This window comes from Pseudomonas meliae (genome assembly GCF_001400515.1).
Taxonomy (GTDB): Bacteria; Pseudomonadota; Gammaproteobacteria; order Pseudomonadales; family Pseudomonadaceae; genus Aquipseudomonas; species Aquipseudomonas amygdali.
In genome coordinates this window covers 43,945-55,137 of the sequence record NZ_LJQT01000397.1, presented here as the reverse complement: position 1 = coordinate 55,137, position 11,193 = coordinate 43,945, and the positions used below count along the sequence as shown (strand labels likewise).

The 11,193-nt window shown below is 59.5% G+C and carries 8 protein-coding genes and 1 pseudogene; 1 reads left to right on the top strand and 8 read right to left on the bottom strand.

Translation table 11 applies throughout. The features are described 5' to 3' along the window. From ALO64_RS18525 to ALO64_RS18490, 8 genes and pseudogenes are all read right to left on the bottom strand, one after another. Positions 1 to 749, bottom strand: a 749-nt coding sequence (locus ALO64_RS18525) for a sugar phosphate isomerase/epimerase family protein (RefSeq protein ID WP_054991776.1), incomplete at its 3' end; no start/stop codon positions are given. Positions 750 to 800: 51 nt separating this feature from the next. Further along, positions 801 to 1,810, bottom strand: a pseudogene (locus tag ALO64_RS18520) (Gfo/Idh/MocA family protein). Between the two features lie 67 nt (positions 1,811 to 1,877). Continuing rightward, positions 1,878 to 3,815 carry a 3D-(3,5/4)-trihydroxycyclohexane-1,2-dione acylhydrolase (decyclizing) gene (gene iolD, locus ALO64_RS18515; RefSeq protein WP_044343375.1) on the bottom strand — a complete coding sequence of 646 codons (1,938 nt, stop codon included), beginning with the start codon at positions 3,813 to 3,815 and terminating at the stop codon, positions 1,878 to 1,880. A gap of 55 nt (positions 3,816 to 3,870) precedes the next feature. Then, the gene (locus ALO64_RS18510; RefSeq protein ID WP_044343376.1) at positions 3,871 to 4,701 is read right to left on the bottom strand and encodes a TIM barrel protein; all 831 of its coding nucleotides are present in this window, start codon (positions 4,699 to 4,701) and stop codon (positions 3,871 to 3,873) included. Positions 4,702 to 4,736: 35 nt separating this feature from the next. Further along, entirely contained in the window at positions 4,737 to 6,239 is a 1,503-nt protein-coding gene (locus ALO64_RS18505) for a CoA-acylating methylmalonate-semialdehyde dehydrogenase (RefSeq protein WP_044343377.1), read from the bottom strand. A 28-nt stretch (positions 6,240 to 6,267) separates the two neighbouring features. Further along, positions 6,268 to 7,077: a 5-deoxy-glucuronate isomerase gene (gene iolB / locus ALO64_RS18500; protein WP_044343378.1), complete on the bottom strand. Its 810-nt coding sequence runs from the start codon at positions 7,075 to 7,077 to the stop codon at positions 6,268 to 6,270. A 13-nt stretch (positions 7,078 to 7,090) separates the two neighbouring features. Continuing rightward, positions 7,091 to 7,996 (bottom strand): myo-inosose-2 dehydratase, encoded by a 906-nt coding sequence (iolE, locus tag ALO64_RS18495; protein ID WP_004665739.1) that lies wholly within the window; start codon positions 7,994 to 7,996, stop codon positions 7,091 to 7,093. 46 nt (positions 7,997 to 8,042) lie between these two features. Further along, positions 8,043 to 9,980, bottom strand: coding sequence for a bifunctional 5-dehydro-2-deoxygluconokinase/5-dehydro-2-deoxyphosphogluconate aldolase (locus ALO64_RS18490; protein ID WP_044343379.1), 1,938 nt, complete (start codon positions 9,978 to 9,980; stop codon positions 8,043 to 8,045). 291 nt (positions 9,981 to 10,271) lie between these two features. On the opposite strand from ALO64_RS18490, the gene ALO64_RS18485 reads away from it, so the two are divergent. Further along, positions 10,272 to 11,180 (top strand): MurR/RpiR family transcriptional regulator, encoded by a 909-nt coding sequence (locus tag ALO64_RS18485; RefSeq protein ID WP_002554092.1) that lies wholly within the window; start codon positions 10,272 to 10,274, stop codon positions 11,178 to 11,180. Positions 11,181 to 11,193: the final 13 nt, after the last annotated feature.

Sequence of the window (11,193 nt, the reverse complement as noted above, 5' to 3'; positions counted from 1 at the left end):
AAATTCCTATGCATGAACGCGTCCCAGTCCACCTCGCCCTGCCCGATGTCCAGATGCTGATGCACCGTTGCCGTGACGCCAGGCGGGTTGACGATGTAGCGCAGGTTGGACGAAGCACGGTGATTATAGGTGTCGGCAATGATCAGGTGGGTGAGCTTGTCACCTGCGTACCGCAGCATGGAGGCAATGTCCCCCACGCCATCATCGTAGAAAAAGGTGTGTGGCGCGGCATACAGGTAATTGATCCAGTCCCGGTCCAGGCCGCGAATGATGTCGACTGACTCGTTGTTACGTTCGCAGAAGTCATAAGGATGCGCCTGGATATCGAGCCGGATGCCTTCTCGCTCGAAGTACGGCATCAGTTCATCCATGGATTTCATGAACTGGTTTTCGCACACCAGTGCATGATCGGATTGTCCGCTGAACTCGGTATTCATAAGGTCACAGTCCATTTCCACGGCCACCTGAATGGCGCGCTTCCAGTTGCGCACCGCTGCAATACGCAAATCTTCATCCGGCGCAGCCCAATGGTACAGCGGCAACAGCGAGGAGAGTTTCACACCAGCATCGCTCAGGGCTTTACGAAACTCCCTGATTCGCGCACGATCCACGCGCGGGTACTTGTAGAACGGCATGAAATCTTCGCGCGGTGAAAGCTCTATGTAGTGGTAGCCCAGTTCCGCCGTCTTATCGACCATCGCACCCAGCGACAGGTGGCGATACATATAAGGATCCAGTGCGATGCGCATGATGCCCTCCCTTTTACTGTTTTAAAGACAGCCCGATTCCAGACACCTCTGTCAGTCATAAAACGCGGGACGCATCTCCAGGGCAATCAGCACGACCGCTCCACTGTTCTGCGCCTGCACACAGGCATCGGCGGCCACCGCAGCGGCATAGCCATCCCAGGCAGAAGGTCCGTAATCGTGCCGGCGTTAACGCCATCGATGAAGTCCTGCAACTCGACGTCATAGGCGGCAATGAACCGGTCTTTCCAGTCCATCAGGATCGCGTTGGACAATTTCGCTTCGCTACGCAACTGCACCTGGGAAGGCTCAGGCAGTTTGGCAATGCCGCTCTCGCCGACCACTTCACACTGGATGTCGTAGCCGTACTGGCAGTTGACGAACACTTCGACGTCGATGCGCGTGCCTCTGGCCGTTTCCAGCATCACGATCTGCGGATCTTTCATGTGCGCAAGGGCCTTGCTGGTCTTGCGCGGGAACACCACCTGTACCGACACATAGTCATCGTTGAGCAGCCAACGCAGCACATTGAGTTCATGAATCAGCGTGTCGGTGATGGCCATGTCGGTCTTGTAGTTCTCGCCGACCCGAGGGTTGCGGTGCGCACAGTGGAGCATCAGCGGTTCGCCGATCCGGCCGCTGTCGATCACCGATTTCAGGGCGCGATAGCCCTGATCATAAGGGCGCATGAAACCCACTTGTACCAGACGCCTGCCGCTGGCGATCTCGGCCTCGACGATGTGTCGGCAACCTTCGGCGGTTACGGCCAAAGGCTTTTCGCAGAACACCGGCTTGCCTGCGGCAATGGCCGCCAGCACGTACTCTTCATGGCTGGGGCCCCAGGAACAGACCAGCACCGCTTCGACGTCGGGCGCGGCAATCAGCGCGTGGCCGTCGGCATACACTTCGGCACCGATGTCCAGCTCGCGTACCACTTTGGCTGCCTGCTCCAGGTTGATGTCGGTGACGGCTACCACCTCACTGCCAACCAGCGTCTTGCTGCAACGCCGGATATGATCCTGACCGATTGCGCCTGTACCGATCACACCGAGTTTCAATGCCATTTTCATGTTCCTTTTTTTATTGGATTTTGCCGTGAACGGGTCACGGGCGCTGAACGATAAAAAGTGATCAGTACTGACGAGCCTTGGCCAGTTCGCGGTTGAGTTTTTCGTAAACCTGGGCCGTGGTGCCGGTCGTTGATACTTCGGCAACGCCGACACGCCACCACGACAGGTATTTGTGAATCATGGTCTTGGGCAGGACCTTGATGTCGATCAGCGTCGATACCGTTTGACGTTGCGCATCGACAAGCGCCTGGCGCAGTTGTTCGGCGGTGCTGACCTTGTAGGTCTTGCAGCCATAGGCGGCAGCGCTCATGGCGAAATCCACCGGTACAAAGTCGCCGTCGAGCTTGCCTGTGTCGGGATTGCGAAAGCGGAACTCGGTGCCGAAACTGTCCATGCCGTGCTCCATCTGCAGGTTGTTGATGCAGCCGAAGGTCATGTTGTCCAGCAACACCACGTTGATCTTGCGCCGCTCCTGAATCGAGGTCGCCAGCTCTGAATGAAGCATCATGTAAGAGCCATCACCGACCAGCGCGAAAACCTCGCGGTGCGGCGCAGCGAGCTTGACGCCCAGTGCGGCATTGACCTCATAGCCCATGCATGAATAGCCGTATTCGACGTGATAGGTGTCGACCCCGGTGCTGCGCCAGGCACGCTGCAGGTCGCCCGGCAAACTGCCCGCCGCCGCAACGATCACTGCGTCAGCAGGCAGGTTCTGGTTAAGGATGCCCAGTACGCCGCTCTGGGTCAGACACGAGCCGGTCAGCTCGATGAACTCGCGCAGCACGGCCGGATCCAGGTGATCGTTGATTTCCGGGACGAAATCCTCGCTCTGGTACTCGACCGCATACAGGCGATCAACCTCGGCATCCAGCTGCGCACGGGCTGTCTGCGGCGCATAGCCCCAGGCAGCACGGTAACCGCTGGCTTGCAGGCTTTCGGTCAGTGCCTGCAATGCCACCTGCGCATCAGCCAGGACCTGCACGCCATCCAGCTTCTGCACATCGAAGGCACCGACATTGAGGTTAAGAAACTGCACATCCGGGTTCTGGAACAGCCATTTCGACGCGGTGGTGAAATCGCTATAGCGGGTGCCGACGCCGATGATCAGGTCCGCCTCTTTCGCCAACCGATTGGCCGCCACCGTGCCGGTTTCGCCGATGCCGCCCATGTTCAGCGGGTGCGCCGAAACGATGGCACTCTTGCCTGCCTGGGTTTCGGCGAACGGGATATCGAAGCGCTCGGCAAAGGCTTGCAAGGCATCGGCTGCGCCGGAATAACGCACGCCACCACCGCAGATCAGCAGCGGTTTGCGCTTGCCGGCCAGCAGCTTCAACGCGTCGTCAAGCATGGCCTTGCTGGGCGGGCGGCGGTCGATACGGTGCACACGTTTTTGCAGGAAGCTGTCCGGATAATCGTAGGCCTCGGCCTGCACATCCTGAGGCAGCGCCAGCGTGACGGCACCGGTATCAGCCGGGTCGGTCAGTACGCGCATGGCATTGAGCGCCGCGCTCATCAACTGCTCGGGACGGTTGATACGGTCCCAGTATTTGCTCACCGCCTTGAATGCATCGTTGGTGCTGATGCTCAGGTCGTGAAACTGCTCGATCTGTTGCAGCACCGGGTCAGGCTGGCGGCTGGCGTAGACGTCCCCCGGCAACAGCAGCAACGGAATGCGGTTGGCCGAGGCGGTTGCGGCGGCGGTGATCATGTTCGCCGCGCCTGGCCCGACCGAAGAGCTGCACGCGTAGATCTTGCGCCGCAGGTGCTGCTTGGCAAAACCGATGGCGGCGTGGCACATGCCCTGCTCGTTACGGCCTTGATGAACCATCAGGTCGCCGCTGTCCTGTTCCAGCGCTTGCCCAAGACCCAGCACGTTGCCATGCCCGAAAATGGTGAAGATGCCAGCGACGAATTTGCTCTGCACGCCGTCGACTTCGACGTACTGATTATCGAGAAACTTCACCAGGGCCTGGGCCATGGTCAGTCGGGTTGTACTCATGTTCGCACCTTGTTGTTTGAGGTGGCCAGGGTTTGAGGCGGCCTGACGGCTGACGTCAGTGACGCTGCGAAACGGCTCGTGACAAGTGCGTCATGCTCGCCGCTATCGCCTGAGGGATGTCGGCCAGCGCATGGACGCTTTCGGCGAATGGTTCGAACGACAGATGGCCCTCATAGCCGCTGTCCAGCAGACGCTCGATCTGCGATGCATTACCCAGAATGTCAGCTTCGCCGACCAGCACGCGATGGCCATCGCGAATGCTGTTGAGCGGTGCCTGCGCATCCTCGACACCGGAGATATGCACCAGCCCGGTCAACTCTGGAAACAGCTCGACCTCACCGGCCAGGTGGTGGTGAAAGGTGTCATGAACCAGCCGATAAACGGCCAGCCCACCCACCGCCCTGATTGCGTCCACCGCCTGACGTTTGAGGCGCAACGAGCACTCCTCGAAGCCCAGCGGTTCGACGAAGCCGAGAATGCCGTGCTCACGAAGAATCGGTGCCAACGCAGTCAACGCGGTGCGCAACCCCGAAGCGCGCTGCGCGCCGTTACGCGGATCTGCACGGTCATTGAGCGGACATAGCACCAGACCGCGCGCACCGCAGTCGCGAGCGTACTGCGCAAGCTTAGTCGCCTGGGCTGCGCGCTCTTCATTCCAGACATCGAATGGGTACAGGGCGTTGATGGACAGCACCTTTACCCCCCGGGCAGCGCAAAGGTCACGAACGACCTGGGGTGCAGTGCCGTCCTCGATCTCGATACCCTTGAGGTCGTTGCGAATCTCGATGGCATCGGCACCCAGCTTCACCGCCAGATCGACGAAACCTTCCAGAGACAGGCGCGGCGCGACCATTCGATTAAGGGCGAAACGCAGAGGTTGGTTCATTGTTCTTGTTCTCCGCAACATTCCATTGATGAAGGCTATTTGGCAGTCGGCATACTGAACTCGGGGCCTTTGGCGATGCTGTCCGGCCAGCGCTGCATGACACTCTTGTAGCGACTGTAAAAGCGCAGGCCTTCTTCGCCATACGCGTGGTGATCGCCAAACAGTGAACGTTTCCAGCCGCCAAACGAATGCCAGGCCATGGGCACCGGGATAGGCACGTTGATACCGACCATGCCGACCTTGATGGTCCGCGCAAACGCACGGGCCACACCACCATCGCTGGTAAAGCACGACACACCGTTGCCGAATTCGTGTGCGTTGATCAGCTCGACGGCACTGGCGAAATCCGCAACGTGGACGATGCCCAGCACCGGGCCGAAGATTTCTTCCTTGTAGATCTGCATCTGCGGCGTGACGTGGTCGAACAGCGTCGCCCCGACGAAAAAGCCCTGCTCGGCACCCGGCACCTTGAAGTGGCGACCATCGACAATCAGCTTCGCCCCCTCGTTGACGCCCTGATCGATGAAACCCTCTACCTTGGCTTTGTGCACGGCGGTGACCAACGGCCCCATGTCCGAATCGGCCTGCATGCCATTGCCGACCTTGAGCTGATCGATGCGCGGCAGCAGCTTGTCGATCAGTTGCTGGCCGACATCGCCTACCACCACTGCAATGGAAATCGCCATGCAGCGCTCACCCGCCGAACCATACGCCGCCCCGATCAAGGCATCGGCGGCTTGATCCAGGTCCGCATCGGGCATCACGATCATGTGATTCTTGGCCCCGCCCAGCGCTTGCACGCGCTTGCCGTGGGCTGTGCCCTGCTGGTGGATGTACTCGGCAATCGGCGTCGAACCGACGAACGAAATGGCCTCGATGTCAGGGTGCTGCAGCAAGGCATCGACCGCGACCTTGTCGCCCTGCACCACGTTGAATACACCATCAGGCAGACCGGCCTCCTTGAGCAGGCGCGCCATCAGCAGGCTGGCCGACGGATCGCGCTCGGAAGGTTTGAGGATGAAGCAGTTGCCGGTCACCAATGCCATAGGGATCATCCACAGTGGCACCATGACCGGAAAGTTGAACGGCGTGACCCCGGCGCAGACGCCCAGTGGCTGACGCAGGTTCCAGTTATCGATACCACCGCCAATGTTGTCGCTGAAATCACTTTTCAGCAGGCTGGGCGCACCGCAGGCAAATTCGACAATCTCGATACCGCGCACCACTTCACCACGCGCATCGGACAGCACCTTGCCGTGCTCGCGGCAAATGATCTGCGCCAGCTCGTCGTGGTGCCGGTCCAGCAATTCCTTGAATTTGAACATGACCCGCGCCCGGCGCAGCGAGGACTGATCGGCCCAGCCGGGAAAAGCAGCCTTGGCCGAAGCGACCGCTTCATCCACGGTTTTCACGCTGGCCAGCGCAACGCGCGCTTGAACAGTGCCGATTGCCGGGTTGAAGACATCGCTGTAACGCTCACCATCGCCGTCATTCAGGTGTCCGTTGATGTAATGGCCGATTACCGGTGACTCGTTCATCTCATGCCTCCAGAGTAAAAAGGGGAAATCAAAGATCCAGCAGCCAGCTGTGCTGCGGGTCGTTGTGGAACTGCCAGGCGCGTGTCGGACCGGCCATCACGTTCAGGTAATACGATTCGTAACCGTAGGGCACAGACACCGGGTGATAACCTTTGGGCACTGTCACCAGATCATTGTTTTCCACGGCCATGGCCTGATCGATACTGCGGTCGTCGGTGTAAACCCGCTGGAAAACGAAACCCTGCGGCGGGTTGACCTGGTGGTAGTAGGTCTCTTCGAGAAAGCTCTCGTGGGGCAGATTGTCCCGGTCGTGCTTGTGCGGCGGGTAGCTGGACGAATGTCCCGAAGGAGTCCGTACCTCGACCACCAGCAGCGAATGCGCCGGTTCACTGTCCGGCAGAATGTCGCACACGTAACGGGTGTTGGCCCCTTTGCCGCGTACGCTGCGTTTCATGCTGCCCGGCATGATCAGCCGCGCCGCAAGCTGTTTGCCCGCATCGCCCGGCGCCGTGCATACGGCCAGATGCAGCGGACCACGCGCAACGAACTCTGCCTGACTATGCGGTGGCAGGTAGACCGCAAACGGCGATTTTCCCTCGAACACCGATTGCCGGTCGCCGATGTTTTCCCAACTGAAAGCGCCCTGCCCCGGTGCTTCGCCATTCACGCTGGCGTGCCCGGCCAGCAAGACCACGCACAGTTCGTTTTCTTCTGCAGCGAGAGGCAGGCGCTCTCCGCCCTCCAGTCGGTAGGCGGCAAAGTTCACGTACTCGAGCGAGCCAGGCGCCAGCGTCACGATGTCACGGCCCTGGGGTTTGCTCTTGGTCAGCAGATTCATGGTTCAATCCTCCTTATTGCGCATCGGCCAGCAGTTGGCGCAAGGTGTCATAGCCCTTTTTGGCATACACATAACTCGGCGCTACCGCTGGGTCCTGTTCGGCCTCGACCACCAGCCAGCCGCTGTAGCTGGCTTGCAACAACACCTTGAGCAGCGCAGAAAAGTCGATATCACCGTCGCCTGGCACCGTGAACGTGCCATTGATGATGCAGTCCGGAAAGCTCCAGAGATTGTTGCGTGCCAGTTGCACCACAGGTTTGCGCACATCCTTGAAATGCACATGGCAGACGCGCTCGATGTGCTTGCTCAGCACCTGCAAAGGCTCGCCGCCGCCCATGTAACAATGCCCCGAATCGAACAGCAGTCCGACTTCCTTGCCGGTCAGTGTCATCAGCCGATCAATATCCTGTGGCGACTCGACGTAAGCGCCCATGTGGTGGTGATACGCCAGGCGTACCCCTCGGGACAGGGTGAAACGCGCCAGTTCGGTGAGTTTTTCGGCATATTCAAGCCAGGCTGCATCGGTGTGAAAACGCGGTCGTTCAACCAACGGAATGCGCTGCCCCTGAATCGAGTCAGCCACTTCACCGTACACCAGTACCGAAGCGCCATTCTCGGCGAGCAATTGCACATGCGGGGTAATGGCTTCGATTTCTTCGGCCACCGAGCGCCGCGCCAAATGGCTTGAATACCAGCCGGAAACCAGCGCCAGATCATAGGGCCGCAGCACATCGCCGACCCCCTTGGCATCTTTCGGAAATTTGCCGTTGAGCTCAAAGCCCTCGTAACCAATGGCTTTGCCTTCGCTCAAGGCGGTGCTCAGTGGCGTCTCTCCGCCGAGGGCCGGCAAGTCATCGTTGCTCCAGGAGATCGGGTTGATGCCGATGCGGATCCTGGGTGTGGAAATGGAAACGGGCATGGCTGCACCTTTTTTGTTGTTATCGCGACGTCAGATCAAGAAAGAGTCAGGCGCGGCTTTCGCGCCAGGACTCGATCAACCAGTTGAAGGTGCTCTGCACCCGACTGGCCAGCGCCGCATCGTCTATTTCCCCGGCCATCCAGGCCCGGCTTGGCTCGCGAAATATGGTCCGGCCGACGGCAAAACCCTGGCAGACGCGACTGTGTCGTGCTTCGGCAAAACCGGCAGCGAGGTCTTCGACAGGCGCATTGAGCCCGAGCAGTACCACGCCACGGCAATACGGATCGCGCTGCTGGATCAACTCGTCCAACTGCTGCCAGACCTGCGCGCTCTGCGCCTCGATCTTCCACCACGCCGGGTAGATGCCCAGGTTGTACAAACGCTTCAGCGACCGGACCATCACGTCAGGATGAGACGAGGGGTGATCCTTGGGTGGAATGATTTCCAGCAGCAGTTCGTGACCACTGACTTTCGACGCGTCGTAGAGCGCCTTGATCTGCGCTTCCTGTTCCAGACGCAGCATGGGCTCGTCATCGGGGTGATATTGCACCAGGCACTTGATGATCTGCTCTTGCGGCCAGGCGAGCAGATTGCTGCCGATGGAGCGGCCATGCTCGAACGCCAGGGGTCTTGAACCCTGCACTTCCACCGGACGCGCCACCCACCAACCGCGACCGGTCGCAGCGTTAAGTGAATCCTGACCGAAGCGCTGATCGGCAAGCAGCCCGACATCGGCTTCGATGCCACGCTGGCGCAGGCCGGCTTCGACCCGCTCAACCGCCTGCACGAACAGTTGCTTGAGCTGGCTGATGCTGCTCAGGTCGCGCCCGGCCTGTTGGGCCAGCTCGACCAGTTGGCCGCGATGATCGAAGGCGAAGATGAACAGCTGCCGCCACTGCTTGCGTGGCACGCTGACCTGATGCAGCCGCTGCAGGACAACATCCTGATCAGGCCGGGTAATGGGGTGCGGGCTGCTGAACAGGTAATCCAGTTCGGCAGGCGTCGGCATCGCAGGCGCGCAGGCATGGCGCGATACCACCAGCCCGCCACAGGCATTGGCCAGCTGGCAACAGCGCTCGTCGCTGGCATCCTTGAGCCAGCCGCTGAGAAAACCGGACATGAACGCATCGCCAGCGCCCAGCACGTTGAGCACTTCAACCCGCACGCCGGGGTAGATTGCGCCGTCTTCAAGCCGCGCAGGAATCGCACCGTGAATCACTGTGCAACCTTGCGGGCCGAGCTTGACCACAAGCGTCGCGGCCGTCAGTTCGCGCACGGTACGCAGGGCCGTGAGCAAATCGGTAGAGCCGCCGGCAATCTGAAATTCTTCTTCAGTACCGACAATCAGGTCAAAACGCGGCAGGATGCGCTGCACATGCTGACTGACCTTCTGATCGGCGACAAAACGTGTCTCGCCATCAGCCTTGGCCGCCAGGCCCCAGAGCACTGGGCGATAATCAATATCCAGCACGCGTTTGACGTCGTGCTTTTCGGCGTAGTCGAGCGCCTGGCTGCTGGCCTTGAACACTTGATCGGTAGAAAAATGCGTGCCGGTAATCAGCAGCGCCTTGCTCGACGCGATCTGCTGTTCGTCGATGTCCTCGGCGCGCAAAGCCATGTCGGCGCAATTTTCGCGGTAGAACACCAAGGGGAACGTTTCGCGGTCTTTCAGCCCCAGCAGCACCATGGCGGTCAGGCGCTCGGGATCGCGCTTGATAGCGCTGACATCACAGCCTTCGCGGGCCAGCGACTCGACCAGGAAGCGACCCATATGGTCATCACCTACCCTGCTCAGCATGGCCGACCTGAGCCCCAGCCTGGCAGTACCGAATGCGATATTGGCCGATGAGCCGCCCAGGTATTTGGCGAAACTGGAAACGTCTTCCAGCCGCGCACCTACTTGTTGCGCATAAAGATCGACGCCCAGGCGTCCGAGGCAGATCAGATCCAACTGACGCCCAGTGGCAAAGCGTGTCTGGCCCATGGTGGTTCCTGTTATTTTTATCAGCCTGCAGCGCCTGCATCATGTGTACACGCTGCTTTGTGAATGCAGCGTAAAACGTCGAGCCTCATCAATCAATATTTATTCTATAATTATTTTTAGTGGAATATTTTTTCCATACCGCTATTCAAGTGCTGGCACAATGCACAGACGGGTAAGCTATAGTCGTCCCGGCCAAGGCAGCCTCCATCGTCGGGCACACAACTGCGTTACCTTGAAAGATGTTGCCCTGTAAGAAATTGCCCTGAAAGAACAGGTAGAAAGGATTTGAATATGACCCGCGCCGATCAGCCCACTCTGCCCGAGACGAGCGTCGACATGCCGCCGACCAATGCCGAAGGCCTGCTAAGGCTGATCACTGATGAGTACGACGGTTTACCGCGTCAGCTCAAGCGCATCGCCAGCTATATGAGCCAGCAGAGCGACCGGATCATGGTTGACCGGATCAGTGACATTGCCCGCGAGTGCGAAGTCCACCCGTCGGCCATCGTGCGCTTTTCCCAGCGTTTCGGGTTTAGCGGCTTCAGTGAGATGCAGGCGTTGTTTCGCGAGGCTTACACGCACAAGACCACGCCGGTGCAGAACTACCAGCAACGCATCCGCAGCATGATCGCCAATAAGTCTCAGAAGGCCCACTCGGGTGATCTGGCACGCGAATGCGTGAGCGCAACACTCTCCGGGCTGGAGCGTTTGAGTGCAGAGCTGGACGACGATGAGTTCGAAAAGGCTGTAGACCTGGTGGTCAACGCCGACAATATCTACGTGGTGGGTGTGCGCCGCTCATTTGCTGTGGCGGATTATCTGGTCTACAACCTGCAACACACCAACAAGCGTATTCACTTGATATCGGGCCTGGGGGGCAGCTATCGAGAGCAGATGCGCAGCGTGCGTGCCAACGATCTGGTGATTGCCATCAGCTTCACGCCCTACGGCAAGGAAACCCAGCATTGCCTACGCATCGCCCAGCATCATCAGGCCAAGACGCTGATCATCACCGATAGCAATCTGTCGCCGCTGGCCAAGCGTGCTAACTCGGTGTTGCTGGTCAATGAAGGCAGCTCGTTCGCCTTCCGCTCGCTGAGCGCCACCCTATGCCTGTGCCAGGCACTGTTCATTGCAGTGGCGTATCGGCTGGAGCTGAAAGTCGACGAGATCCACGAGCAGGTCGGGTTTGATGATTGAGGGCTGAGATTCC

Excerpts from the sequence above, each read along its gene's own strand:
- ALO64_RS18485 (WP_002554092.1), top strand. The coding sequence starts at position 10,272 with ATGACCCGCGCCGATCAGCCCACTCTGCCCGAGACGAGCGTCGACATG.
- ALO64_RS18505 (WP_044343377.1), bottom strand. The coding sequence starts at position 6,239 with ATGAACGAGTCACCGGTAATCGGCCATTACATCAACGGACACCTGAAT.
- ALO64_RS18510 (WP_044343376.1), bottom strand. The coding sequence starts at position 4,701 with ATGAACCAACCTCTGCGTTTCGCCCTTAATCGAATGGTCGCGCCGCGC.
- iolB (WP_044343378.1), bottom strand. The coding sequence starts at position 7,077 with ATGAATCTGCTGACCAAGAGCAAACCCCAGGGCCGTGACATCGTGACG.
- iolE (WP_004665739.1), bottom strand. The coding sequence starts at position 7,996 with ATGCCCGTTTCCATTTCCACACCCAGGATCCGCATCGGCATCAACCCG.
- ALO64_RS18490 (WP_044343379.1), bottom strand. The coding sequence starts at position 9,980 with ATGGGCCAGACACGCTTTGCCACTGGGCGTCAGTTGGATCTGATCTGC.
- iolD (WP_044343375.1), bottom strand. The coding sequence starts at position 3,815 with ATGAGTACAACCCGACTGACCATGGCCCAGGCCCTGGTGAAGTTTCTC.